The 25,250-nt window shown below is 45.0% G+C and carries 25 protein-coding genes and 1 tRNA gene; 9 read left to right on the top strand and 17 right to left on the bottom strand.

Annotated elements, in window-relative coordinates:
• Positions 1 to 95 precede the first annotated feature (95 nt).
• The 5 genes from AR333_RS16555 to AR333_RS16535 all read right to left on the bottom strand — a co-directional run bounded on the left by AR333_RS16555 (position 96) and on the right by AR333_RS16535 (position 2,627).
• A complete protein-coding gene (locus AR333_RS16555; protein WP_068776496.1) occupies positions 96 to 689 on the bottom strand; it encodes a rhomboid family intramembrane serine protease in 594 nt (197 codons plus the stop codon).
• Positions 690 to 959: 270 nt separating this feature from the next.
• Positions 960 to 1,050 (bottom strand) — tRNA-Ser (locus AR333_RS16550).
• A gap of 148 nt (positions 1,051 to 1,198) precedes the next feature.
• Positions 1,199 to 1,435: a DUF951 domain-containing protein gene (locus tag AR333_RS16545; protein ID WP_068776495.1), complete on the bottom strand. Its 237-nt coding sequence runs from the start codon at positions 1,433 to 1,435 to the stop codon at positions 1,199 to 1,201.
• A 3-nt stretch (positions 1,436 to 1,438) separates the two neighbouring features.
• The gene (locus AR333_RS16540) at positions 1,439 to 2,362 is read right to left on the bottom strand and encodes a mechanosensitive ion channel family protein (RefSeq protein WP_068776494.1); all 924 of its coding nucleotides are present in this window, start codon (positions 2,360 to 2,362) and stop codon (positions 1,439 to 1,441) included.
• 13 nt (positions 2,363 to 2,375) lie between these two features.
• A complete protein-coding gene (locus AR333_RS16535) occupies positions 2,376 to 2,627 on the bottom strand; it encodes a DUF3343 domain-containing protein (RefSeq protein WP_068776493.1) in 252 nt (83 codons plus the stop codon).
• A 150-nt stretch (positions 2,628 to 2,777) separates the two neighbouring features.
• Here AR333_RS16535 and yyaC point away from each other — a divergent pair, with 150 nt between their 5' ends.
• The gene (yyaC, locus tag AR333_RS16530; RefSeq protein ID WP_068776492.1) at positions 2,778 to 3,389 is read left to right on the top strand and encodes a spore protease YyaC; all 612 of its coding nucleotides are present in this window, start codon (positions 2,778 to 2,780) and stop codon (positions 3,387 to 3,389) included.
• Here the strand turns inward: yyaC and AR333_RS16525 are convergent.
• From AR333_RS16525 to rpmH, 12 genes are all read right to left on the bottom strand, one after another.
• Complete coding sequence (locus AR333_RS16525; protein ID WP_068776491.1) at positions 3,364 to 3,858, bottom strand: DUF4446 family protein; 495 nt, start codon at positions 3,856 to 3,858, stop codon at positions 3,364 to 3,366. The genes yyaC and AR333_RS16525 overlap by 26 nt on opposite strands.
• Positions 3,859 to 3,913: 55 nt before the next feature.
• The gene (locus tag AR333_RS16520) at positions 3,914 to 5,077 is read right to left on the bottom strand and encodes an aminotransferase class V-fold PLP-dependent enzyme (RefSeq protein WP_068776490.1); all 1,164 of its coding nucleotides are present in this window, start codon (positions 5,075 to 5,077) and stop codon (positions 3,914 to 3,916) included.
• Positions 5,078 to 5,171: 94 nt separating this feature from the next.
• The gene (locus AR333_RS16515; protein WP_068776489.1) at positions 5,172 to 6,038 is read right to left on the bottom strand and encodes a ParB/RepB/Spo0J family partition protein; all 867 of its coding nucleotides are present in this window, start codon (positions 6,036 to 6,038) and stop codon (positions 5,172 to 5,174) included.
• Entirely contained in the window at positions 6,019 to 6,792 is a 774-nt protein-coding gene (locus AR333_RS16510) for a ParA family protein (RefSeq protein WP_068776725.1), read from the bottom strand. The genes AR333_RS16515 and AR333_RS16510 overlap by 20 nt, the downstream gene beginning before the upstream one ends.
• A 269-nt stretch (positions 6,793 to 7,061) precedes the next feature.
• The gene (noc, locus tag AR333_RS16505; protein ID WP_068776488.1) at positions 7,062 to 7,886 is read right to left on the bottom strand and encodes a nucleoid occlusion protein; all 825 of its coding nucleotides are present in this window, start codon (positions 7,884 to 7,886) and stop codon (positions 7,062 to 7,064) included.
• Positions 7,887 to 8,148: 262 nt separating this feature from the next.
• The gene (gene rsmG / locus AR333_RS16500; RefSeq protein WP_068776487.1) at positions 8,149 to 8,874 is read right to left on the bottom strand and encodes a 16S rRNA (guanine(527)-N(7))-methyltransferase RsmG; all 726 of its coding nucleotides are present in this window, start codon (positions 8,872 to 8,874) and stop codon (positions 8,149 to 8,151) included.
• A 16-nt stretch (positions 8,875 to 8,890) separates the two neighbouring features.
• Complete coding sequence (gene mnmG, locus AR333_RS16495) at positions 8,891 to 10,780, bottom strand: tRNA uridine-5-carboxymethylaminomethyl(34) synthesis enzyme MnmG (protein ID WP_068776486.1); 1,890 nt, start codon at positions 10,778 to 10,780, stop codon at positions 8,891 to 8,893.
• Positions 10,781 to 10,811: 31 nt separating this feature from the next.
• A complete protein-coding gene (gene mnmE, locus AR333_RS16490) occupies positions 10,812 to 12,188 on the bottom strand; it encodes a tRNA uridine-5-carboxymethylaminomethyl(34) synthesis GTPase MnmE (RefSeq protein WP_068776485.1) in 1,377 nt (458 codons plus the stop codon).
• An 88-nt stretch (positions 12,189 to 12,276) separates the two neighbouring features.
• Positions 12,277 to 12,894, bottom strand: coding sequence for an RNA-binding cell elongation regulator Jag/EloR (gene jag / locus AR333_RS16485; protein WP_068776484.1), 618 nt, complete (start codon positions 12,892 to 12,894; stop codon positions 12,277 to 12,279).
• Positions 12,891 to 13,646, bottom strand: a complete 756-nt coding sequence (locus tag AR333_RS16480) for a YidC/Oxa1 family membrane protein insertase (RefSeq protein WP_068776483.1) — start codon at positions 13,644 to 13,646, stop codon at positions 12,891 to 12,893. The genes jag and AR333_RS16480 overlap by 4 nt, the downstream gene beginning before the upstream one ends.
• Before the next feature lie 104 nt (positions 13,647 to 13,750).
• Positions 13,751 to 14,098, bottom strand: coding sequence for a ribonuclease P protein component (rnpA, locus tag AR333_RS16475; RefSeq protein WP_068776482.1), 348 nt, complete (start codon positions 14,096 to 14,098; stop codon positions 13,751 to 13,753).
• 138 nt (positions 14,099 to 14,236) lie between these two features.
• Positions 14,237 to 14,371, bottom strand: a complete 135-nt coding sequence (gene rpmH / locus AR333_RS16470) for a 50S ribosomal protein L34 (RefSeq protein WP_068776481.1) — start codon at positions 14,369 to 14,371, stop codon at positions 14,237 to 14,239.
• A 487-nt stretch (positions 14,372 to 14,858) separates the two neighbouring features.
• Here rpmH and dnaA point away from each other — a divergent pair, with 487 nt between their 5' ends.
• From dnaA to AR333_RS16430, 8 genes are all read left to right on the top strand, one after another.
• On the top strand, positions 14,859 to 16,223 hold the full coding sequence (dnaA, locus tag AR333_RS16465; protein WP_068776480.1) for a chromosomal replication initiator protein DnaA: 1,365 nt from the start codon (positions 14,859 to 14,861) through the stop codon (positions 16,221 to 16,223).
• A gap of 168 nt (positions 16,224 to 16,391) precedes the next feature.
• Entirely contained in the window at positions 16,392 to 17,534 is a 1,143-nt protein-coding gene (gene dnaN / locus AR333_RS16460; protein WP_068776479.1) for a DNA polymerase III subunit beta, read from the top strand.
• 24 nt (positions 17,535 to 17,558) lie between these two features.
• Positions 17,559 to 17,774: a S4 domain-containing protein YaaA gene (gene yaaA, locus AR333_RS16455; RefSeq protein WP_068776478.1), complete on the top strand. Its 216-nt coding sequence runs from the start codon at positions 17,559 to 17,561 to the stop codon at positions 17,772 to 17,774.
• A 26-nt stretch (positions 17,775 to 17,800) separates the two neighbouring features.
• Complete coding sequence (gene recF / locus AR333_RS16450) at positions 17,801 to 18,919, top strand: DNA replication/repair protein RecF (protein ID WP_068776477.1); 1,119 nt, start codon at positions 17,801 to 17,803, stop codon at positions 18,917 to 18,919.
• 7 nt (positions 18,920 to 18,926) lie between these two features.
• The gene (gene remB, locus AR333_RS16445; RefSeq protein ID WP_068776476.1) at positions 18,927 to 19,175 is read left to right on the top strand and encodes an extracellular matrix regulator RemB; all 249 of its coding nucleotides are present in this window, start codon (positions 18,927 to 18,929) and stop codon (positions 19,173 to 19,175) included.
• Positions 19,176 to 19,209: 34 nt separating this feature from the next.
• Positions 19,210 to 21,126 carry a DNA topoisomerase (ATP-hydrolyzing) subunit B gene (gene gyrB, locus AR333_RS16440; RefSeq protein WP_068776475.1) on the top strand — a complete coding sequence of 639 codons (1,917 nt, stop codon included), beginning with the start codon at positions 19,210 to 19,212 and terminating at the stop codon, positions 21,124 to 21,126.
• A 67-nt stretch (positions 21,127 to 21,193) separates the two neighbouring features.
• Positions 21,194 to 23,737, top strand: coding sequence for a DNA gyrase subunit A (gyrA, locus tag AR333_RS16435; RefSeq protein ID WP_068776474.1), 2,544 nt, complete (start codon positions 21,194 to 21,196; stop codon positions 23,735 to 23,737).
• Between the two features lie 90 nt (positions 23,738 to 23,827).
• Positions 23,828 to 24,898, top strand: coding sequence for an HD-GYP domain-containing protein (locus AR333_RS16430; protein WP_068776473.1), 1,071 nt, complete (start codon positions 23,828 to 23,830; stop codon positions 24,896 to 24,898).
• Positions 24,899 to 25,250 lie beyond the last annotated feature (352 nt).

The raw sequence follows: 25,250 nt of genomic DNA, 5'->3' as shown, positions 1-25,250 counted from the left end.
TCCTTCACTATTCAGAATACCACATTTTTACTTTTTTTACAGGATCATTTTTTGTAATATCGTATTACAAAAATACGTCTCCAATTGAACCGTGTTCACTTACCAATTCTACTCATCTCTTTGTTCCCTGCAATGAATACCGAATTCAACGCAATACCTAGTGCAATTCCGATAATAAAGCCCACTGCATGTACAAAAAACCTATCATAACTAAAACCAATAACATTTCCGAGAATAGAATATCCTATCAGAAACTCCAACCCTCGGTTTTTCACATGTTTAAAAAATTCTCGATCTCTCCAACAATATATTAGCAATACACCCATTAATCCAAATATTCCAGGGGAGCTGCCAATAGATGAGATAGGCGAAAACGCAAAGACAAAAATAATTCGCTCTAAAATATTACTTATCAAAAAGATCAGTAAAAACCAAATGCTTCTTATCTTCGATTCTATTAGAATTCCGGTGCAATAAATTGCTAAACTGTTAACCAAAATATGTATTATTCCAGTATGGAAGAACGGTGAAGTTATTACTCTCCACCATTGATTATTCAAGAATAGCTTTTCTTTATTTAATGTGCCCCATTGTAATAAAAGTCCGTTGAGGATGAAAGAATCTAACACAAAGAGTATTAAAAATATGCTTATTAAGAATATCGCCATTTTAGGGTAATAATTTTTCACAGCATCTCTCCTCAGTTGAAAACCAAATTTATCCCAACAGGAATATATAACACTATGTACTGCACTTTACTTCAACAAAATGAGGGGATCTTGAGTGGTTAAGGTTCAGGTATGAAACGCTCTTTCACTGATAAGCCTAATTGATTTCTCAATTCTCATCTAGATAATCGCTTCTTTGAAGTCCGAATCAGTCAGGTACTTTTGCGCTTCGATTTCCTGTAAAAAGAAATAAAAAAACGGCCCCAACGGGACCGTCTGTTTGTGTATGTATGGCGGAAAGAGTGGGATTCGAACCCACGCACGGCTTGCGCCGCCTAGCTGATTTCGAGTCAGCCCCCTTGGGCCTCTTGGGTACCTTTCCGTATCGAGAACATTTTTTATTGTAGCATAAGCATAAGCATGTCCGCAAGTAGCAAATTGAGCAGCTTACGCTTGTCTTTCTCCAGAAGCAATCAGTCATTTCTCCCTGCTGCGGAGGCCACTTATCATCTCCTTCAGCAGCAGGAGCGTCAGATGCCTGACACTCCATTTTCCGCGGAATCCGAAGGTTGCTGCTTGCCGGAACGAAGCACCTTTTTCAGCTTGCTTTCGAATTTGGCACGCGGAACCAACACGCTGTGTTTGCAGCCGACACACTTGATTCGAATATCCATCCCCATCCGGATGATTTCCATCTCATTCGTCCCGCAGGGATGCGGCTTCTTCATCTGGACAATATCCCCCAGGTCAAATTGCTTCTTCTCCATGGGCTAGATGGCTCCCCTTTCCCCTTTGAAATACGTAACGGTTTTCGGATATGGAATTTCAATTCCGTTCGCATCCAGCTGTTTCTTAAAATGTGCGAACAGAAGCCGTTGTACCTCAACCTGTGCATTAGGCTTGCATTCCGCGATCGTGCGTATAACAACCTCCGATTGTCCCAAAGACTGGATACCCAGTACCTTCGGTTCACTGACGATATTGTCGTTAGTACCTGCAATTTCATCTACTGTCTTTTGTAAAAGTTCGACTGTCTTATCAATATCTGATTCGTAGGCAATCGAAATATCAACAATCGCCAATGAATTATTAATCGAAAAATTCGTGACCTGCTTAATGTTACCGTTGGGAATAAAATGAACCTCCCCCGTCCAGCTGCGCAGCCGTGTTACCCGGATGCCGATCTGCTCGACGGTTCCGCGGACAGCATCGACTTGAATAACATCTCCAACTGCAAACTGATCCTCAAAAATAATAAAGAATCCGGTTATAACATCCTTTACAAGACTCTGCGCTCCGAAACCTATCGCCAGTCCCAATACCCCTGCACCAGCCAATATGGGGCCCAGATTTATTCCAACCTGGCCTAGAATCAATAGGATCGTAATAAAATTGACCACATAAGAAATCAAGTTGTTAATCAGTTTACCTATGGTTGCCGTGCGTCTCGGATCAAATTTGAGCGGGCTTCTTTCCCTTGTCTGCATCATGCGGATAACCAATTTACTGGAAATTCGGATGATAAATCTGGATAAAACATAGATCAGAATTATTCCGATTAGAGTCATCCCATAACTAACCAACTGCTGGGAATCGAACAAATATTTCTTTAGATCATCCAAGAAATTCGTCACGTTCTGCTGAGTTTGTTCTAGTTCATTTACCACTGCAACCTTGTGCCACATACTTACCATCACTTCACCATCCTTACTCCTTCATCCTAACATATTCGTTATCCCTTTTGAAATAAATGCCTCTGATTTCGACTTGCTCCGATTTAAGAATGGAGCTTGCCTGGTCATAGTCAGCCTGTGGAAATTGAATAGACAAAGCGCATCCAGCCGTTATGCTTTTGGGCGTCGGGCATAAATCAATATCAATATCCGCATATTCAAGCAGCATCTCTGCTCTAAGTGCTTGTTGAGTAGAGTCAAATGCAATCAGCAGCATCTCTTCCATTTCTCCCTCCGTTTCCCCTTTCGCATAGGAATCTTCTGCTTCCTACTACTTCTAGTGACTGCGTATATTTTCCAGGTATTCTCCGTATACTAATAAAAACTTTCTAATACCTGTAAACGCTGAATAAGACGAACCCGGAGGGATCCCCCTATGAAGCCATTCGGCATTCCCGCTAAACCCGCTGACAAGCCTGCTTCCATTAAATTGCCTCATTCAGACAACCGTACACCAGAGATGCTGGCCGCCTATTTCACCTCTATTCTAAAAAAACTGCCTTCCTATCAACCTATCGTAATCGTGTGTGTCGGTACGGACCGTTCCACGGGCGATTCACTTGGTCCTCTAGTCGGCAGTAATTTAAAAAAACGCGGAAACCATTCTTATTCACTGTATGGAACACTGGATGAACCTGTCCATGCCATCAATTTGGCCGATACCCTTACAACTATTGGGGATTCTTATCGTCAGCCTTTTATCGTTGCCATTGACGCTTGCCTTGGTCAAGTTTCCAGTGTCGGCTCCATTCAGGTGGGCCACGGCCCTCTGAAACCCGGTGCAGGTGTCAACAAAGAGTTACCTGCTGTTGGAGATATTCATGTTACGGGCATCGTAAATGTGGGAGGATTCATGGAGTACTTTGTTCTTCAGAACACCCGTTTGAGTCTTGTTATGAATATGTCAGATGTCATTGCATCTTCTCTTCATCAGGCTCTTTATACGGTCCGGCATGTTTCGCCTACTTCTGCCCTAATGTCAGAGTAATGGCTTCCTTCTCCTCGGGCGAAAGTGAGTAGGGAGAATCTCCTTTTTCAACCGGTTTGGCGTAAATATACGTGTCTTGTCTGCTGTGAATGCCTGTAATAAGAATGCCATCCTCGTATTCATCTAGAATGGCTACTGTAAAGCTTAGTTGGCTTCCCATATCAGAGAATGCATTATAGCGGTGAATGCCGACTTTGGATTTCATCCGTTTGATGGATTGGCTCACGTTACTGAGTCTCTCAGACATATCGCCCTGCAAAACATGCTGCTCATCCAATTGATGCTGCATATTCACTAGAAGCTGCTCAACGTTAACATCGCCGGCACCATTCATCAACTTCTTATATTGTTTGCGCAGCTTTCCCAGCTTGATCCACAAGACAAGCAATCCTATAAATAATAGCAAAACAAGCAAGCAAAGAACCGATAAAATCGGTTCAACCGGCAGTCCGATGTTGTTCTCAGCCATGTTCTTTCTTCTTCCCCTCTGCTATCTTGTCGCCTGATTCCCTATCCGCTTATTCCTATAATATCGCCGATTCGGCGATTTCCGCTACTGCTTCTATTAAAGCATCCACTTCATCATCACTTGTGTAATAACCCAGACTCGTACGAACTGCACCGGTCTGTGCAGTGCCAGCTGTCTCATGCGCAAGCGGAGTACAATGATACCCGGCTCTTACCGCTATCCCATAATGCTGATCTAGAATAAATGCAATTTCAGAAGCATCCATATCGGCTAGTACGAACGAAACAATCCCCGTACGTTCCTTCCCAAAAGCAGGTCCAAGCAGACGAATACCATGGATGCTCTCCAGACCCTCCATAATTCGCTGTGTCTGTTTCCACTCCTTAGCATGGATATTCTCCACGCCTGTTTTTAGAACAAATTTCAATCCCTCATTCAGACCTGCCAGACCAGGTGTGTTCGGAGTTCCCGCTTCATAGCGATCGGGTCTGACTGTAGGCTGGTCTATCGCTTCCGACTGGCTTCCTGTTCCCCCATGCAGATATGGTTCCAGTTCAATACGCGGATGGATATACAACCCACCGGTTCCTTGAGGCCCCAGGAGCCCCTTGTGGCCCGGGAAAGCCAGCAGATCAATGCCAAACCGCTCTACGTGAATTGGAACCGTCCCAGCCGATTGTGCAGCGTCTACAAGCAGGGGAACTCTATGCTCTCTGCACAGCTGTCCTATATCTTCTAGCGGCAGTATACTTCCTAGCAGGTTGGAACTATGGTTGACGACCACCAGAGCCGTTTCCTTACGGATAGAATCTTTCAACTGGTCTATGTTAACCCTTCCGAATTGGTCCGTTTCCAAATAGGTTAACTGAACATGTTGCGTCCGTCTCAGAAATTCCAAAGGACGCCGAACCGAATTGTGTTCGACTCCGGTACAAATAACATGCTCTCCCTCTTTTACCAGTCCCTTAATCGCCAGATTAAGTGCTTCGGTTGTACTGGAGCTAAAAGCGATATCGTTCGGATTTTTGATTCCAAATAGCTTGGCAGCCTGCTTACGCGTTTCAAAAATAACCCGGCTAGCCTGCACTGCCATCCTGTGACTGCCTCTACCGGGATTAGCAGCATGTTCATGAATACTGCGGAGCATAGCTTCCCCAACCTCAGGAGGTTTCGGCCAAGAGGATGCAGCATTATCAAAATAAAGGACGGGCTTCGTCATCGCTGTATCCTCCTCACAAAGATAGCATACCATCCTAAGCTCACTAACTAGAGCAAGACCAGGATTCGTATGCTATGGGATATTCATGATTACATTAAGAACTTTGACCCTGCAGCATTTCCAGTAACCGTTCCAAATCGTCTTTGGAATAATACATCAATTCAATTTTACCTTTGTAATTTTGATGTTTAATTTTTACGGTAGTTCTGTAATGATCTTGCAGCTGTTCTTCAAACTGATGAATGTACGGGTCCTTCTTCTTATCTTTTGCCTTTTGCTTTTCCTTGTCTTCCGTACCGGATCCCAGCTCTTCACGTCGTTTAATTTCTTCTTCTAACTGCCTAACACTCCACTGGCCATTCATACATGCTTCAGTCAATTCCTTTTTGACTTTATCATCCTTCACACCCACAATGGCTCTCGCATGTCCCATAGATAATGTTCCACGTGAAACATGCTGTTTGATGGACTCGGGCAGATGAAGTAATCTAAGAAAATTCGCGATATGTGAGCGGCTCTTCCCTACCTTGACAGAAAGCTCCTCTTGAGTAAGAGAAAATTGATCAATAATAGATTGGTAAGCTACCGCGACTTCCATCGCATTCAGGTCTTCGCGCTGGACGTTTTCAATGAGCGCGATTTCCATAACCTGCTGATCAGATAGTTTTTTAACGACTGCTGGAATGGTGGTCATGCCGCTAACTTGTGAAGCCCGGTAACGGCGTTCACCTGCAATGATTTCGTAGCCCTTTAGAACTGTGCGAACAATAATAGGTTGAATAACACCGTGTTCTTTAATAGACGATGCCAATTCCTGGATACTATCTTCATTAAAATGTTTACGAGGCTGATAGGGATTCGGCCTTAATTGATTCAAAGGTATCTCAATAACCTTATCTTCTTCACCGATTTCGAGTTCGGGAATCAGCGCTCCAAGCCCTTTACCTAGTCGTTTGCTCAAGACTAATCACTTCCTTTGCAAGCTCTAAGTATACTTCCGCACCTTTGGATCGCGGGTCATACGTAATGATCGACTGCCCATGGCTTGGTGCCTCACTAAGACGCACATTCCGAGGGATAATCGTCTGATACACTTTTTGCTGAAAATATTTCTTCACTTCTTCAATAACTTGTATACCTAGATTTGTACGCGCATCGAACATTGTAAGTAAAACGCCTTCAATTTGCAGCGAAGTATTTAAATGCTTTTGCACGAGTCGAACGGTATTTAAAAGCTGACTTAATCCTTCTAACGCGTAATATTCACACTGAATCGGGATAATAACAGAATCAGAAGCTGTCAACGAATTGATTGTGAGAATACCTAGTGAAGGTGGACAATCAATTAGAATATAATCATACAAGTGCTCAACTAACTGAAGTGATTTTTTCAGCCGGACTTCACGTGAAATGGTAGGTACCAATTCAATTTCCGCCCCGGCCAATTGAATCGTTGCAGGAATAATGCTTAAATTCGGTATTTTGGTTTCAACAGTGGCGTCTTTTGGATGAATATCGTTAATTAATACGTCGTAAATGCAGTTTTCTACATCTGCTTTATTGACGCCAATTCCGCTCGTTGTATTACCTTGAGGGTCGATGTCCACCAACAGTACTTTTTTGCCGAGCGAAGCCAGACACGCACCCAAATTAACTGATGTCGTCGTCTTCCCAACGCCGCCTTTTTGATTTGTAATTGCAATTGTCTTGGACAAAATCATTCACCCCACTACCTTGGACCCCTCCATTAGTTAAAAAAAGAGAGTACTACTATATTACCATAAGAAGGAGAACGAATTCTAATAAAAATGCAAGATTGTGTCATCAATTTGATGAAACTTGGCAGAATGCCATAGATTAGTCATTTCGATCACTGAATTGCTAGGTTTAGGCGCTTCTTAATAAAAAAACCTCCAACCAGTCGGAACGTCTAATCTCCGCAGAGGCTCGACATTCGTACTAATTAGAGGATTATACTTGTTGGCTATTTTGCAGCTTGCTTAGGTATTTTAATTATGATTTCATAATGATCTTCATGATCCTGTTCAGCTGTATTAATATTCAAGCCTGAACTTGCAACCATTTCAACGGACTGGCGGATTGTATTCAGTGCTAATCTCACATCTTTGGAGAAAGATACTCTCTTGCTCTTCTTGATATTAGTAGCTTCTTTAAGAAATTGAATCCGGGTTTCCGTCTGTTTCACATTCATCTCTTTGACCATGATTTCTTCAAGTATCTTTAATTGAAGCTCTTCTTGATCCAAAGAAAGCAGAGCCCGTGCATGACGCTCTGTTATTTTACGTTCAATCAATGCTATTTTCACAGGTTCGCTTAAGTTAAGCAGTCTAATTTTATTAGCAATGGTAGATTGGCTTTTACCAAGTCGCTGTGCCAAACTTTCCTGTGTAAGGTCGTGCATCTCAATAAGCTGCTGATAAGCAGCCGCTTCTTCAATAGCGGTAAGCCCCTCGCGCTGCAAATTCTCAATCAGAGCAATGGATGCGGCCTGGGAATCATTAAATTCACGAACAATCGCCGGAATCGTGTCAAGTCCAAGCTTCTTAACGGCTCTTAAACGGCGCTCACCCGCGATTAATTCAAAAGCATTGTTACGAACACGAACAACGATAGGTTGAATAACACCATGCGTACGAATCGTTTGGCAAAGTTCATCAATTCGATCGTCATCAAAAATCGTTCTTGGCTGATACGGACTCGGATTGATATTTTGAACAGGTATGTTCTTTACTTCATCCATATTGCTTCGATCCGTAAAACCAAAAAGCTTTGACAGCTGCTCTTTCATGAATATGATACCACCCAACTCTTCCCCGTTATTTTGGAGGAAGGGCAACGCAAAGCTGCGGCATTCACCCATTCCTTTTATATGGAAACCAAGAATTAAAGAAGGGTCGCATACTCCCCTGTACTAATCACTCAATACTTACTTCATAGAGAAATCATGTAATATTCTGCTATAGTACATATTCGGCAGCATCCTCATTTTTCCTGCCAGGAAGAAGCCCCATAAAAAGAATTTACTTCTGGTAGTGTTTCACGTGAAACATCTAGCGAACCAGCGGTTGCTTCAAAGGCAGCCCTGCTTTACGAGGGAATTTAGCTGGAGTGGCAGCTGCTTTGCTAATTTGTATGAAATGACGTATGGACTTTTCAATTGGAAGTTCCATACGATCAACCTGCTTAAGCTTTCCTTTGAGCGACTGGATGCTGTATTGTGCTTCTTTTAATTCATCCTCTGCATCCGCTGCTTTCATAGCAACGAACAAGCCCCCTACTTTGACAAAAGGCAAGCACAATTCGTTAAGTACACTGAGACGAGCTACTGCGCGCGCTGTAACAAGATCATACTGATCCCTATGTTCCAGCTTGCGGGCTGCATCTTCCGCCCGGGCATGTACACATTTCACTCCATCCAGTTCCAGCTTTTGCACCAGTTCGTTTAAAAAGAGGATGCGCTTATTTAACGAATCTACAATTGTAACCTGTATATGAGGAAACGCTATTTTTAGCGGGATGCTCGGGAAGCCAGCGCCAGAACCAATATCAGCCATGTTGCCGGTACTTCCCATATCCACATGAAAAGCTAGCGTAAGTGAATCATAGAAATGCTTCAAATAGACTTGATCACGTTCCGTAATGGCCGTTAGATTAATCTTCTCGTTCCATTCCACAAGCAGCTGATAATAGGTCTCAAATTGACTAAGCTGCACTTCCGATAACGTGATCCCACGCTGCTGAAGTTGTTCTTGAAACTGTTGTTGAATAGTATCCATAGAGTCGAGGTCCTTTCTATGCTCTTGAAGCAGTCACTTGGTTGTAGTGCTCCAAGTACACTAACAGGATGGATATATCCGCAGGTGTAACCCCTGATATACGTGTAGCTTGTCCAATGGATACAGGACGAATCTTAGCAAGCTTCTGCTTGGCTTCCGTTGCAATTCCATGAACTTCCTCATAGATAATATCGTCAGGAATCTTCTTTTTCTCCATCTTTTTAAGCTTTTGAACTTGGAGGAGTTGTTTTTCTATATAACCGGAATACTTCACCTGAATCTCCGCCTGCTCTTTAACCTCTTCAGGGAGCTCAACGGATGAAGGTGACATACGCTCAATATGAGCATAAGAAATCTCCGGACGCTTCATAAGAGTAAGCAGATCCACTGCATTGTTCAGAAGTACGGAACCCGCTTCTTCAAGAATGGCTTGAATCTCCGGTTCAGGGCGCACCTTCGTTGTCTTAAGACGCTTAAGCTCCTGCTCGATCTGCTCCTTCTTCTCAAGGAAACGCTGGTGCCGTTCCTCCGTAATCAGTCCCACTTTGTACCCGATTGGAGTTAAGCGAAGGTCCGCGTTATCGTGACGGAGAAGCAAGCGGTACTCCGCGCGGGAAGTTAGCAAACGGTAAGGTTCCGGTGTTCCTTTTGTAACAAGGTCATCAATTAGAACTCCGATGTATCCTTCCGAACGATCCAGAATAACCTCTTCTTTGCCCTGCACCTTGCAAGCGGCATTAATACCCGCCATGATGCCTTGACCCGCCGCTTCTTCGTATCCGGAAGTCCCGTTAATCTGGCCGGCTGTAAACAAACCCTCGACCAGCTTAGTTTCAAGTGTAGGCTTGAGCTGTGTAGGTGTGACTGCATCATACTCAATGGCGTAACCGGTACGCATCATTTCCACTTTTTCCAGGCCCGTAATCGAGCGCAGAATTTGAAGCTGTACATCTTCCGGCATACTGGTGGACAATCCTTGAACATAGTATTCGGATGTATTCTGACCCTCCGGCTCCAAGAAAATCTGGTGCTTCGGCTTATCCGCGAAGCGTACGATTTTATCTTCAATCGACGGGCAGTAACGCGGTCCGGTACCTTCAATAGCACCCGAGAACATAGGTGCCCGGTGCAGATTATCACTAATAATCTGATGCGTATCGGCCGAGGTATAAGTTAACCAGCACGGCAGCTGCTCACGCAAGCTTTCCTTCGTTTCGAAGGAGAAAAATCTCGGATTCTCATCACCTGGCTGAATTTCTGTTTTGGAGAAATCAATGGAATCTTTATGGACACGCGGAGGCGTTCCCGTTTTGAAACGAACCAGATCCAAACCAAGACTTCTTAACGATTCCGACAAACGGATGGATGGCTGCTGGTTATTCGGGCCGCTTTCATACATCAGCTCGCCCATAATAACCTTGCCGCGCAGATACGTTCCCGTAGTTAACACAATAGCCTGACCGTTATAGATCGCTCCAGACTTGGTTACAACCCCTTTGCAAACTCCGTCCTCCACGATAAGCTCTTCTACCATACCCTGACGCAACGTCAGTTTTGGCGTTTTCTCAATCGTTTCCTTCATCATATGTTGGTACAGGAATTTGTCCGCCTGTGCACGCAGAGCATGAACGGCCGGGCCTTTGCCCGTATTGAGCATTCTCATTTGGATATAGGTTTTGTCTATATTACGGCCCATTTCTCCGCCTAATGCATCAATCTCCCTAACCACGTGACCTTTGGCAGGTCCGCCAATCGAAGGGTTACAAGGCATGAATGCCACCATATCAAGGTTAATCGTCAGCAGCAGCGTCTCACAACCCATCCGGGCTGCTGCAAGAGCGGCTTCGACACCGGCATGACCAGCCCCAATAACAATCACCTCGTAATTACCAGCTGTATAGCTCATTTGTACATCCTCCTCGCCTTCATTACATCTGTTATTTCCCAAGACAAAACTGAGAGAAAATCTGATCGATCAACGATTCAGCAACCGAATCCCCTATTATTTCGCCGAGATGCTCCCACGCGGCCCGGATATCAATCTGTATCATGTCAATCGGTACATATGCCTCATTAGCTTCCATAGCCTCACGGAGTGAACCTCTAGCCTGTTTGAGCAGACCGATATGGCGGACATTGCTGACATAAGTTAAATCCGTAGATTCCAGCTTTCCTTCAAAAAAGATCGAAGCAATTGCCTTCTCCAAGTCGGCTAATCCGCTGCCCTCTAACAAAGACAACGACACGACGCGTCCAGGCGGAAATTGGCTGGCTATCCCTTCTCTGTCAATTTGACTAGGCAAGTCCGTCTTATTCAAAATCACAATCGTTTGCCGCTGTCTGAGCTCTTCAATCATGACTAGCTCTTCCGGATCGAGCGGCTCGCTGCCGTTCAGTACAAGCAGGATTAAGTCCGCTTCACTTAGAGCGGTCTTAGACCTCTCTACGCCGATCTGTTCGACCAGATCCGATGTCTCACGGATACCTGCTGTGTCCAGCAGCTTCAGCGGAATCCCCCCTACATTGACGTATTCTTCAATAACGTCACGCGTCGTCCCTGGAATATCGGTGACGATCGCCCGATTTTCCTGCGCGAGCGTGTTAAGCAAGGAGGACTTGCCGACATTTGGCTTGCCGATAATAGCCGTTACAATACCTTCACGCAGTATCTTCCCATGCTCTGCCGTTCTCAGCAGTTCATCAATATAGGCGCTCACCTTAACGCAGCGCTCACGAATAAAAGCATTCGTCATTTCCTCAACGTCATGCTCCGGGTAATCAATATTTACTTCAATGTGCGCCATCAGCTCAACAAGCTGAAATCGGAGATCTCCAATGGATTTGGATAAGCTGCCGTCCACTTGCTTGAGCGCCATCTGAAAAGCTCTGTCCGATTTGGAGCGGATCAGGTCGATAACAGCTTCTGCCTGTGTTAAATCTATCCGCCCATTCAGAAAGGCACGCTTGGTGAATTCACCAGGTTCCGCTACACGGATCTCCTGCTCCAGCAGGAGATCCATTACTCTTTTAACTGCGACAATTCCGCCATGGCAGTTGATTTCCACCACATCTTCGGTTGTGAATGAACGTGGCGCACGCATGACGCTCACCAGAACCTCTTCTATTTTATCCCCTGTGTTCGGGTTAATTATATGTCCATAATGGATCGTATGCGTCTGGGCTTCTGTCAGCCTGGTCTTAGAACGAAATACAAGTTCAACCTGCTCAACAGCTTTATCCCCGCTAACACGCACAATCGCTACGCCTCCTTCTCCCAGTGGAGTGGCAATAGCGGCAATCGTATCAGATATCATCAATAAACACCCCGTAAGCGGAGCGGTAACCGCTCATAGTATGAAAAAAAGCAATGACGCCTAGAAGTTACAGGGTCATTGCAGCAAGTTATCTTAACGTAATTACAACTCTACGACTCGGTTCCTCGCCCTTGCTGTAAGTTTTGACAGAAGGATGAGATTGCAGTTCGGAATGGATGATCTTGCGTTCCTGTGCGTTCATGGGTTCAAGGATCAGATCCTTCTTAGAACGAGTAACGCGTCCTGCAAGCCGGTTCGCGAGTTCCTGGAGTGTCTGCTTCCGTCTTTCGCGGAATTGCTCGGCATCCAGGAGAATACGGACATGCGCATTCGAATACCGATTTGCGACGATGTTGACCAAATATTGAAGCGCGTCCAAAGTTTGTCCTCTTTTACCGATCAGTATTCCGAGTTCGGATCCGCTTAAGTTAAACATATGGGCATCTTTTGTTTGCTTCTGGTCAATGGAGATAGCCAGGCCCATCGAATCAAAGAGCTCTTCAAGAAATAAGACAGCTTCCTCAATTGGATCCGGGATCTTCTCAAGTTCTACCTTTGCTTCTTTTGTGCCGATTAATCCAAGAAAACCTTTAGACGGCTGCTCCAGAACGTTGACGTGCACCCGATCCTGCGTCGTATTAAGCTGCGCAAGACCGGATTTAACCGCATCCTCAATCGTCTTCCCCGTCGCAATCACTTTTTTCATGCAGCCTGTCCACCTTTTTCTTTAGGAGTCCGACCGTACAAGAAGTAGGTCTGAACGATGGTGAAAATATTGCTGTAAACCCAGTATAAAGGTAACGCAGATGCAAAACTCATGGACATGACGAAGATCATTACCGGGAAAATCATCATGATGGTCTGCATTTGCTTGTTCATCGGGTTTTGTTTAGCCATAATCTTCTGCTGCAGATACGTGGTGATGGCTGCTAAGATCGGTAGAATATAGTACGGATCCGGAACGCCGAGTTTCATCCATAGGAATTCGTGACTGAAAATATTCGGGTTACGGATGATTGCCTGATACAACGCCAGCAAAATCGGCATTTGAACCAGGATTGGGAAACAGCCTGCTAGCGGGTTTACGCCATTTTTCTGAAAAAGCTTCATGGTTTCTTCCTGCTGCTTTTGAGGGTTATCCTTAAATTTCTCGCGAATTTTGGTCATTTCGGGCTGGATCGCCTGCATCGCTTTGGAGCTGCGGTACTGCTTCAGCGTCAGCGGCAGAACAATGACCCGGATGATAATGGTCACGATTAGAATAGACAGACCATATGAATCAGCCAATGATTTTGCGAAGAAATCAAGAAGATCAGACAACGGGATGACAAAATACTTCGTAAAGAAGCCTGCTGTAGCCGGATCTAAAGGTGCGTATGAGCCTGGTGCCGTTCCGCAACCCGTCAATAGTAACAGCAGCAAAAAAAGTGGCGTATATTTGTAGGTTCGACGAATCAATTGAGGTCCTCCCAGTTTTCTATTCCACCATAAACTATACCATAGTTTGTCACAGCAAGGAAATAAATGCTCACAAAATAAACGGCTGCGGATCACAGCCTGCTTTAGTTGTTTTTACGGAGCAAGCCCGCTCTTTTAAAAACATGGGCGACGCTCTTCTCCATCTCTTTGTATTCCATCTCAACCGCAGGCTTACGTACAATCACGATATAATCGTAGCCTCCCGGAAACTTCTCCATATTCAAACGGACAATTTCCTTAATAAGCCGGCGCAACCGGTTTCGAATGACGGCGTTTCCAATCTTCTTACTGGCAGAAATTCCGAGCCGGAAATGCTCCTGCTCGCGCCTGGGTAAATAATAGAGTACAAATTGGTGATTTGCTGCTGATTTTCCGTAGCGGTACACCTTTTGAAAATCTTCTCTTTTGGCTAATCGTAATTTCTTTTCCACGGCAAGCACTCCAAACAATGGCGCTTCTATTGACAACCCCTTCTCTAGTTTTCACCAGGAACAGGTCCTTTAATCGTTTAAAATCCCCTTAAACCTATAAAAATCCAGAAAAAAAGACCACGTCAAGTGGCCTGCCGATTAAGCACTCAATACTTTTCTACCTTTTTGACGGCGTGCTTGCAGCACTTTGCGGCCGTTCTTCGTGCTCATTCTTGTACGGAAGCCATGATTCTTCTTCCGCTTTCTGTTGTTTGGTTGGAACGTAGGACGCATTTATTTGCACCTCCCTGAGGATATTACTCCTAAAAATGTCTTTTACAATTAAAGCACAGAAGTTCTCTAGAAGTCAAGGTCTATGCTTTCTCTCCCCCCCTCCCTAACAAGCTGTGCACAACATTTTCGCCCCCTTGTGCGGAACTTGTCGAAAGTAAACATTTTATCAACAATATCTTGTGGTGTTGACAATTTTTTTACACAAGGGGTTGAATATGTGGATAAATTAAAACATTGCGTTGATAATCGGTCTTTCATTTGCTAATATAGTATTGTTTCAGTTGTGGATATTCTCCTGAAAATCTTCGTTTATCAACAACCTGTGGATAACATTGTGAACAATTTTCCCTCTATTCAAGCAAGTCTCTTCTTGATAACCTGACTCGTGTGGATAAGAATCGACAAGATCTTGTGGTATTTGACATGATGCAAGGCGACATGGCCCTTCCCGCAAGTCTTTTTTATTGTTTAAAGGAGTGAACCTGTTGTGGATAGCCATACAACCGACTCATGGCAGCAAGTCCTGTCTATCATACAAAAAAAACTTAGCAAACCGAGCTTCGACACATGGCTCAAATCCACAAGGGCTACCGTATTTACGGATTCTGCCGTCGTCATCAGTGCACCGAATAATTTTGCCAAAGAATGGCTCGAGAGCCGTTACGCCAAAATGATCAGCACGACGATTTATGAATATCTGGGTAAGCAAGTGGAAGTTAAATTCATTAATGAATCCGATGAAAAGATACCTGTTTCGGTTCAAGCTGCGACACCGGAAGTCACGAAAACCGCTGCTGCGCCTACCCAAGAAGAAATCTTTCATCACATGATGAATTCCCGTTATACGTTCGATACCTTCGTCATTGGGGCAGGCAACCGCTTTGCCCATGCTGCCTCGCTTGCCGTTGCAGAAGCGCCGGCCAAAGCTTACAATCCTCTGTTTCTGTATGGAGGAGTAGGCCTGGGAAAGACCCATCTTATGCACGCAATCGGGCATTATGTGCTGGAGCACAATCCTGGCGCACGCGTTCTGTATATCTCGTCCGAGAAGTTTACGAACGAATTTATTAACGCTATTCGCGACAATAAAGGCGAAGGATTCCGCAACAAATACAGAAGCATTGACGTGCTGCTGATTGACGATATTCAGTTCATCGCCGGCAAAGAACAGACCCAGGAAGAGTTCTTCCATACATTCAATGCTCTTCACGAAGAAGGGAAGCAAATTATTATTTCCAGTGACAGACCTCCCAAAGAGATCCCTACACTGGAAGATCGTCTGCGTTCCCGATTTGAATGGGGACTTATTACCGATATTCAGCCGCCGGATCTGGAAACCCGGATTGCCATCCTGCGCAAGAAAGCCAAGGCAGAGAATCTGGAAATACCAAATGAAGCGATGGTGTACATCGCCAATCAAATCGACACGAACATCCGCGAGCTCGAAGGAGCACTGATCCGTGTTGTCGCCTATTCTTCGTTAACGAATCAAGATATTACGACCCATCTGGCAGCCGAAGCGCTTAAGGACATCATTCCTTCGAGCCGGCCGCGTGTCATTACGATGCATGATATTCAACAGAAAGTCGGGGAGTTCTACGGACTCAAAATGGAGGATTTCAAAGCGCGAAAACGGACCAAAGCCGTTGCCTTCCCAAGGCAGGTTGCGATGTATTTATCCCGTGAGTTGACAGATTTCTCACTCCCCAAAATCGGTGAAGCATTCGGCGGCCGTGATCACACCACTGTCATCCATGCGCACGAGAAAATAAGTGAAGCGCTCAAAGTCGATCAGGAGCTGTTTAAGATTATCCACAGCCTGACCGAAAAAATCAAAAATCCGTCCTCGTAAACCTGCAAGCCTATGCACAAACTATGCACATGTGGATAGGCTTGTTTTAATTGGTTTTCATCCACATATCCACATATCCAGAGCCCCTACTACTATTACTAATAAAAAAAAGGTATTATATAAAGGGTATGCAGTCCGCCAAGAATTTAGAACCACAGGAGTGAAACCATGAAATTAACAATCCTAAAAGATTATCTGAATGAAGCCATTCAACATGTCTCCAAAGCCATCTCCAGTAAAACCACCATTCCGATTCTAACCGGAATCAAAATAGACGCTACGCATGAAGGTGTAACCTTAACGGCAAGCGACACGGATATTTCCATCCAAAGCTTTATGCCCTTTGAAACCGCCGAATTAAAAGTTATTGAACTTTTTCAGCCGGGAAGTGTTGTACTTCCAGCTAAATTTTTCATGGAAATGATTCGGAAACTGCCGTCTCAAACAATCGAAATCGAAGTAAAAGATCATTTTCAAACTACCATTCGTTCAGGATCTTCCGAAGTTCAGATAATGGGGCTTGATCCGGAGGAATATCCGCTTCTTCCACAAATCGAGGAAAGCCGTACGATTCGCATTCCAAGTGATTTGCTCAAAACGATGATTAAGCAGACTTCTTTCTCTGTGTCTACGAACGAAACAACACCTATTTTGACGGGGATTCTGTGGCAGATCGCGAACAACAAACTTAAATTTATTGCCTGTGACCGGCACAGACTAGCTTCCCGTGAAATCAATCTCGAACTTGATTCCGATCAGAAATTCAATCCGATCGTTATTTCAGGACGTACGCTTAACGAACTCAGCAAAATTTTGCCGGATCAGAATACACTGATCGATATCGTTATTTCCGACAGCCAGGTTCTTTTCAAAATGAATGCTATTTTGTTCTATACACGCATTCTCGACGGCACCTATCCGGATACTTCTAAGCTTATTCCGCAAACTTTCCAGACAGAACTCGTTGTAGGAACCAAGGAATTGGCGGATGCAATTGACCGTGCTTATTTATTGTCCCGTGAAGACAAAACGAACATCGTAAAACTTGTCATGAAAGAGGACGAAACCATCGAAGTCTCCTCCAGTTCTTCCGAGCTGGGTAAAGTGACGGAGCAGCTGCAGCTGCAAAGAATTAACGGGGAGCTTCTGCGGATTTCGTTTAATTCCAAATATATGCTTGATGCACTTAAGGTGCTGGACAGTGACCGGATTCATATCGGATTTACAGGAGCTATGCAGCCGATTATTATCCGTCCGGAAGATCAGGAGAACATTTTGCAGCTTATTCTTCCGTACCGGACGACGAACTAATTTACTCGAACGAAGGAGACTAACATGACGACAGTCACAATAAGAACGGAGTACATTACGCTCGGCCAGTTTCTTAAGCTTGCCGATTGTATTCAGTCAGGCGGGCAGGCCAAAAGTTTCCTGCAGGAAAACAGCATTCAGGTCAATGGACTGGATGAGAATCGCCGCGGCCGTAAGCTTTATGAAGGGGATAAAGTAACGGTAGAAGGCTGCGGTGAATTTACTGTGGGACGGGAATAGGCGACAAAACGCAGGAGGAAAGCCAATTGTTTCTCAAACGGCTCGAGCTCAATCATTATCGGAATTATCCACATGTGGAAATCTCGACGGATCAGAATATCAACATCTTTGTAGGCCCGAACGCACAAGGGAAAACGAATTTGCTCGAATCGATCTATGTTCTTGCGCTGACCAAGTCACATCGTACTCATCAGGACAAAGAACTGATCGAGTGGCAAGAAGATCATGCAAGGCTGTTCGGTGAGGTGGAGCGTAAATACGGGACGAGTACGCTGGATCTGACGATCTCAGGAAAAGGGAAAAAGGCCAAAGTCAACGGACTGGAACAGAAAAAGCTGAGTCAGTTTATCGGCGCGCTCAATGTCGTCATGTTTGCCCCGGAAGATCTTGAGATCGTAAAGGGGAGTCCCGGAATCCGCCGCCGGTTTCTGGATATGGAGATCGGCCAGGTATACCCGAGCTACCTTTACGACCTTACGCAGTATCAGAAAATTCTGGTGCAGCGTAACAATCTCCTCAAGCAGTCATTCCCGCCTTCGACGGCTAACAGCGCTATGCTGGACGTATGGAATGAACAGCTTGCAAGCTTTGGTGTTAAAATTATGAAAAAGCGTCAAAGCTTTATAAAGAAACTGCAAAGCTGGGCGGAGCAGATCCACCGGGGGATCACGAACGGAAAAGAATCTCTGCGTGTAGAGTACGCTCCTTCCTTTGGGGACGGGCACTTTGAAGATGAATCTGTTTTATTGGACCGATTTATGATAAAGTTATCACAGATAAAAGAACAAGAAATGCGAAGAGGCGTCTCCCTGATCGGTCCGCACCGGGACGACCTTCTTTTCTGCATTAACGACAAAGACGTGCAAACGTTCGGATCCCAGGGGCAGCAGAGAACGACTGCTCTTTCTTTAAAATTGGCCGAAATTGAACTGATTCGCGAAGAGGTAGGCGAGTATCCGGTTCTTCTTCTGGATGACGTTCTATCCGAACTCGATGAATATAGACAGACCCAGCTCATTCAAACGTTTCAGAAAAAAGTACAAACGTTTATAACAACGACCGGACTCGAAAGCGTTCATTTGGACCAGTTAGACCATGCAGCCGTGTTTCATGTTTCAAACGGCAGCGTCATCGACAGGAGTTGAGAAGATCGTGTTCATCCATTTAGGAGGCGAGAAAATTATACGTTCTTCGGAGCTCATCGCCATATTTGACCTGTCTATTGAGAAGTCTTCGAAGATTTCCAAGCAGTTCATAGCGGAGGCCAATCGAAGTAAACGGATTGAAATTATCGGCGAAGAGGAATGCAAGTCGCTTGTCGTGACGCAGAGTAAAGTGTATTATTCCCCGATCTCCTCGATGACTTTGAAGAAACGCGCAAATCAGCTGTTAACGAACTGAGCGATTTGACTATGTAGAAGCAGGTGAAGGGTGTATGACTTTGAACCAAAATTCGTATGATGAGAATCAGATTCAGGTGCTTGAAGGACTCGAGGCCGTTCGTAAGAGACCGGGTATGTATATCGGCTCCACCAGTGCCCGCGGCCTTCACCATCTGGTGTGGGAAGTCGTCGATAACAGTATTGACGAAGCTCTCGCGGGTCATTGTACACGAATTGATGTAATTGTACGCAAAGATAACAGTGTAACGGTAATCGACAACGGTCGTGGAATCCCCGTAGGTGAACATGCGAAATTGAAACGCCCCGCCGTTGAAGTCGTTTTAACGGTGCTCCATGCAGGGGGCAAGTTCGGGGGAGAGGACTCAGGCTATAAAGTATCCGGTGGTCTTCACGGCGTCGGTATTTCCGTAGTAAATGCACTTTCCAAATTGCTTGTTGTGAAGGTTAAAGTGAAAGGCAAAATCCATCAGCAGGAATATCGCCAAGGTAAACCGCAGTATGATCTTCGGGTTATAGGTGAAACGGATGAGACCGGAACAGAGGTCACGTTTACGCCGGATCCGGAGATTTTTACGGAAACGACTGAATATGATTATGAGACTCTTCAATCCAGAATTCGGGAACTAGCCTTTTTGAATAAAGGGATTGAGATAAATCTCTTGGATGAGCGCACTGGCGCATCCGATAACTTTATGTACGAGGGCGGTATCAAATCTTTCGTTGAGTACTTGAACCGGAACAAAGAAGCTCTACATCAACCGCCGATCTATGTGGAGGGGTTGAAAGATAACATTCAGGTTGAAGTGGCCATCCAGTACAACGACAGTTATACCGAGAATATTTATTCGTTCGCGAATAACATCCATACACACGAAGGCGGTACGCACGAGTCTGGTTTTAAAAGCGCATTGACACGGGTTCTCAATGATTATGCGCGTAAAACCAATGCGATTAAGGATAGCGGCTCGAACTTTTCCGGTGATGATGTGCGTGAAGGCTTGGCAGCCATCATTTCTGTTAAAATTCCTGAACCTCAGTTTGAAGGTCAGACGAAAACCAAACTAGGTAACAGTGAAGTGCGCGGTATCGTCGATTCTTTATTTGCGGAGAAGCTGCTGGAGTTTCTTGAAGAAAATCCTTCGGTTGCTAAGAGAATCGTGGAGAAAGGTTTACAGGCATCCCGTGCTAGAGAAGCAGCTCGTAAAGCCAGGGAGCTCACTCGGCGCAAAGGGGTACTGGAAGTAAGTTCTCTTCCCGGTAAACTTGCCGACTGTTCTTCGAAGGATGCTTCCATAAGCGAATTGTATATCGTTGAGGGAGACTCTGCCGGCGGTTCCGCCAAGCAGGGCCGCGATCGTCATTTCCAGGCGATTTTGCCTATTCGGGGTAAGATTCTGAACGTAGAGAAGGCTCGTCTGGACAAAATCCTGTCTAACCTTGAGATTCGGACGATCATCACAGCTATGGGGACAGGGATTAGCGATGATTTTGATATTGCCAAAGCCCGTTATCACAAGCTGATTATTATGACAGATGCCGATGTCGATGGAGCGCATATTCGTACGCTTCTGCTAACTTACTTCTATCGCTACATGCGCAAGCTTATCGAAGCCGGTTACGTCTATATCGCTCAACCGCCGCTTTATAAGCTTGAACGAGGGAAAGTGGCGCGTTATGCCTATAACGATAAACAGCGTGATGAGATTATGAAGGAATTCGGCGAAGGGGCGAAAGTTAACGTCCAGCGTTACAAAGGTCTTGGTGAAATGGATGCTGTTCAGCTGTGGGACACAACGATGGATCCGGAAACACGTACCCTTCTGCAAGTCACGATCGAAGATGCCATGGATGCAGATACGATTTTTGATACATTGATGGGTGACAATGTTGAACCTAGACGCGAATTCATTCACCAGCATGCCAAATATGTAAAGAATTTAGATATTTAAGATTTTGAACGGATAGATTGCCGGGCGTTAGGCCCGGCATAGGATGCACGTTTCAGGAGGATAGATCATGACCGAAGAAATGCGTTCGCAAGTCGTAGAGATTGATATAAGTTCGGAAATGCGCACTTCATTTATGGATTATGCTATGAGTATTATCGTCAGCCGTGCGCTTCCTGATGTACGGGACGGTCTCAAACCGGTTCATCGCCGTATTTTATATGCCATGTCAGAACTGGGGATGTCCCCGGATAAACCTCATAAAAAATCGGCTAGAATCGTCGGTGAAGTTATCGGTAAGTATCATCCTCATGGTGATTCTGCTGTGTACGAAACGATGGTTCGGATGGCCCAGGATTTCTCTCTGCGCTATATGCTGGTAGACGGGCATGGTAACTTTGGTTCAATTGACGGCGATATGGCTGCCGCTATGCGTTATACAGAAGCAAGGCTCTCCAAGATTGCCATGGAAGTGCTTCGTGATATCAACAAAGAAACGATTGATTATATCCCCAACTATGACGGTGAAGAAATGGAGCCGGTTGTTCTGCCGGCGCGTTTCCCTAACCTTTTAGTTAACGGAAGCTCGGGGATCGCTGTCGGTATGGCGACGAATATACCTCCTCATAACCTGGTAGAAGTCATCGACGGGCTTCAGCAGATGATCGAGAATCCTGAAGTGACCTCGCTGGACCTCATGCAGTCTATTAAGGGCCCTGATTTTCCTACGGGAGGTTACATTCTTGGACGGGAAGGAATACGCCAAGCGTATACGACAGGAAGAGGCTCTGTTCCTATGCGTGCCAAAGCGGATATTGAGGAGAACAATAACAAAGCAAGGATTATTGTGCGGGAGCTTCCTTACCAAGTAAACAAGGCCCGTCTGATCGAGAAGATCGCAGAGCTTGTACGCGATAAGAAAATCGACGGCATTACGGATCTTCGCGATGAGTCTGACCGCAATGGTATGCGGATTGTAATCGAGCTGCGCAGAGATGTTAATCCGAATGTGGTGCTTAACAATCTGTACAAGCATACCGCTATGCAGTCCAATTTCGGTGTGATCATGCTGGCACTCGTTAACGGAGAGCCTAAAGTTCTAAATCTACGTGACATGCTGTACCACTATCTGGAGCACCAGAAAATTATTATCCGCCGCCGGACGGAGTACGATCTTCGCAAAGCTGAAGCACGCGCGCATATCCTTGAAGGATTGCGTATTGCACTTGATCACTTGGACGAAGTCATCGCACTTATTCGTTCTTCACGTACCACCGAACTTGCCCGTGAAGGCTTAATGTCTACATTCAGCCTGAGTCACGATCAGGCACAGGCCATTCTGGATATGCGTCTGCAGCGTCTGACCGGATTAGAACGGGAGAAAATCGAGAATGAATACGAAGAACTGCTTAAGAAAATCGCGGAGTACAAAGCCATTCTCGCCGATGAGCAGCTGATTCTGGCAATCATCAGTGAAGAGCTTAACGAAATTAAGCAGAATTTCGGCGACGACAGACGCAGTGAGATCACCAAGGGTGAAGGCAGTATCGAGGACGAGGATCTGATTCCTCAAGAAGATGTTGTTATCACCATTACCCATACGGGTTATATTAAACGTCTTCCGGTTACAACTTATCGTAATCAGAAACGCGGCGGACGCGGTATTGTGGGCATGGATACCAAAACGGATGATTTCGTTAATCACCTTTTTGTTACGAATACTCACCATTACCTGCTCTTCTTTACAGACCGTGGTAAGGTGTACAAGTTAAAAGCTTATGAGATACCTGACCTAAGCCGTACGGCTCGCGGAACTCCGATTATCAATTTGATTCAAATTGAACAGGGCGAGACGGTGAGTGCTGTAATTCCCGTACAGGAATTCAGTCCGGATAATTATCTGTTCTTCGCTACAAAACAGGGGATTGTCAAAAAGACACCGCTTGACGACTATATCAATATTCGTAAGGGTGGCTTAATTGCCATTAATCTGAGGGATGATGACTCACTAATCGGCGTGAAGCTCACAGACGGTGAACGGGATATCATTATGGGAACCCGTCAGGGCATGTCAATCCGTTTCCCGGAGAATGATGTCAGATCGATGGGGCGTTCAGCAACAGGCGTCAAAGGTATTCAGATCGGTTCGGATGATACGGTCATTGATATGGATGTCGTAGACGAAGTAGCCAGCGTTCTGATCGTGACATCCAAGGGCTTCGGTAAACGGACACCGATCGGCGAATACCGGGTACAGTCACGTGGCGGTAAAGGGATCAAGACACTGAATGTAACGGCCAAGAATGGATCGGTAGTCGGCCTCAAAGTAGTCAATAACGACGAGGATCTGATGATTATAACCGCCAGCGGTACATTAATTCGGACAAGTATTTCAGGCATTTCCGAAATGGGTCGTAATACGCAGGGGGTTCGCCTTATTAACATCCGTGAGGATGATGAAGTGGCGACCGTAACTCATGTTGCTAAAAGCGATGAGGAGTCCGAAGATGAGCTTGATCTTGAAACAGTAGAACAAATGGAATTATCAGAGCAGGCCGCTGAACAAGGCGAAGAGTCAGCTTCGGATACGCAAGAGCCGGAAACTGAAAATTAATAGTTAGAATCACGAGGTGGGGACTTACATCCCCATCTTTTTTGTTTTACAATAAAATTGACAATCTTAGGTAAAGCGGAGGAATTGATCTTGCGGACAGTTTCTGTCTCACAAATTAATGCCGGCGATAAGCTGGCGGAGTCTATCAACAGTCGTTTTGGCCAAGTTCTTTTTTATAAGGGCAGAATCTTGACAGAGAGAGATCTTGAAATCCTCAGAGCTTTTCTCATTTCGACTGTGAGTATCGAATCTAAATCCATTGTCTCCAAAGAAGAAGGGACTGCAACAGATCATTCAGCGGCAACCACCTCGGGCAGCGACACTTCTTTTGAACAGGAATATGATAAAATGCTCCAACTCCTGAGAAAGGTTTTTGGACTAGCACTCGGTAACGCAGAACTCCCAGTTCTGGAAATGCGCAATTGCTTGCAGAATTTAATTGATGCAGGAGACTATCAGATTCTTTCTTTCACACCGAGGAACTATCACGTAAGGGATTTTTTATACCACGATAGTATCATGGTTTCTCTGACATCGTATCAGCTCGCCCAGTGGCATGGTTTACCGCAGAGAGATTGGATGCAAATTGCATTGGCTGGACTTCTTCATGACATCGGTAATGTCAAGATTGATCCGGGACTCCTTACTAAACCGACAAGACTTACAAACACAGAATTCGAAGAGGTTCGCAAGCATGCTTTGTACGGGTACAATTTGCTCAAACCTGTAGCGGCACTTAACGAAGGCGTTAAGCTAAGTGCTCTGCAGCACCATGAGAGAGAAGATGGATCCGGCTATCCGCTCGGTCTCAAAAGCGATCAAATTCATCTGTATGCTAAAGTTGTGGCTGTAGCCGACATCTTCCATGCTATGACGAACCACAGGCATCATCAGGTGGCAATCTCTCCCTATCTAGTACTTGAACAGCTTAGTGAGGATTCTTTTGGTAAAATGGACCCGGCACTTGTGCAGACCTTTATTAATAAGGTCACATCCTTTCATACGGGTACAGTCGTTAAGCTCAATGACAACCGGATAGGAGAGATTATATTCTCCGACCGTGCTTATCCCACACGTCCTTGGGTGAATATTAGCGGAACCATTGTAAACCTAACTTTAGAAAGAAATCTGTATATACAAGATGTTATTCAACTGCGATAGCGACATTTTTTCGTCTACAAAGCTCCAAGCTCTCCTTTCAAAAAAGGGGAGTTTTTTTGCTTGACCTTAGTGCCCTAGGGTGTTATATTTGTATTCCGGCTTTTGAAAGAAGCGAAGCTATTCAGCTTTGCAACCAACAGTTAAATACACATTAAAATGTTTCAAAAAAAGTGCTTGCATTTAACTAGCCGAATGTGTTATATTAATTAGGTCGCCGCTGAACGAAGCGGAAATGAGAAATGACTGAATAAGTCGAAGATTGTCCTTTGAAAACTGAACAACGAGTGATTGAAACGTCTTGAGCAATCAGGACGCTAAACAGAGAAGAAATTCTCGTCAGCATTAACTTTTT

It is taken from the genome of Paenibacillus sp. FJAT-26967 (assembly GCF_001541095.1).
In the GTDB taxonomy this organism is placed as follows: Bacteria; Bacillota; Bacilli; order Paenibacillales; family NBRC-103111; genus Paenibacillus_F.
The sequence above is the reverse complement of the archived record's forward strand: the minus strand, read 5'-3'. Positions and strand labels throughout refer to the sequence as shown.

Bases quoted from the DNA above. Each gene is read 5' to 3' on its own strand.
- rpmH (WP_068776481.1), bottom strand. From the start codon at position 14,371: ATGCGTCCTACGTTCCAACCAAACAACAGAAAGCGGAAGAAGAATCAT.
- gyrB (WP_068776475.1), top strand. From the start codon at position 19,210: ATGACTTTGAACCAAAATTCGTATGATGAGAATCAGATTCAGGTGCTT.
- yyaC (WP_068776492.1), top strand. From the start codon at position 2,778: ATGAAGCCATTCGGCATTCCCGCTAAACCCGCTGACAAGCCTGCTTCC.
- mnmG (WP_068776486.1), bottom strand. From the start codon at position 10,780: ATGAGCTATACAGCTGGTAATTACGAGGTGATTGTTATTGGGGCTGGT.
- AR333_RS16520 (WP_068776490.1), bottom strand. From the start codon at position 5,077: ATGACGAAGCCCGTCCTTTATTTTGATAATGCTGCATCCTCTTGGCCG.
- rsmG (WP_068776487.1), bottom strand. From the start codon at position 8,874: ATGGATACTATTCAACAACAGTTTCAAGAACAACTTCAGCAGCGTGGG.
- dnaN (WP_068776479.1), top strand. From the start codon at position 16,392: ATGAAATTAACAATCCTAAAAGATTATCTGAATGAAGCCATTCAACAT.
- noc (WP_068776488.1), bottom strand. From the start codon at position 7,886: ATGAAAGAGCAGCTGTCAAAGCTTTTTGGTTTTACGGATCGAAGCAAT.
- AR333_RS16545 (WP_068776495.1), bottom strand. From the start codon at position 1,435: ATGGAGAAGAAGCAATTTGACCTGGGGGATATTGTCCAGATGAAGAAG.
- AR333_RS16535 (WP_068776493.1), bottom strand. From the start codon at position 2,627: ATGGAAGAGATGCTGCTGATTGCATTTGACTCTACTCAACAAGCACTT.
- AR333_RS16525 (WP_068776491.1), bottom strand. From the start codon at position 3,858: ATGGCTGAGAACAACATCGGACTGCCGGTTGAACCGATTTTATCGGTT.
- yaaA (WP_068776478.1), top strand. From the start codon at position 17,559: ATGACGACAGTCACAATAAGAACGGAGTACATTACGCTCGGCCAGTTT.
- jag (WP_068776484.1), bottom strand. From the start codon at position 12,894: ATGAAAAAAGTGATTGCGACGGGGAAGACGATTGAGGATGCGGTTAAA.
- AR333_RS16540 (WP_068776494.1), bottom strand. From the start codon at position 2,362: ATGGTAAGTATGTGGCACAAGGTTGCAGTGGTAAATGAACTAGAACAA.
- gyrA (WP_068776474.1), top strand. From the start codon at position 21,194: ATGACCGAAGAAATGCGTTCGCAAGTCGTAGAGATTGATATAAGTTCG.
- mnmE (WP_068776485.1), bottom strand. From the start codon at position 12,188: ATGATATCTGATACGATTGCCGCTATTGCCACTCCACTGGGAGAAGGA.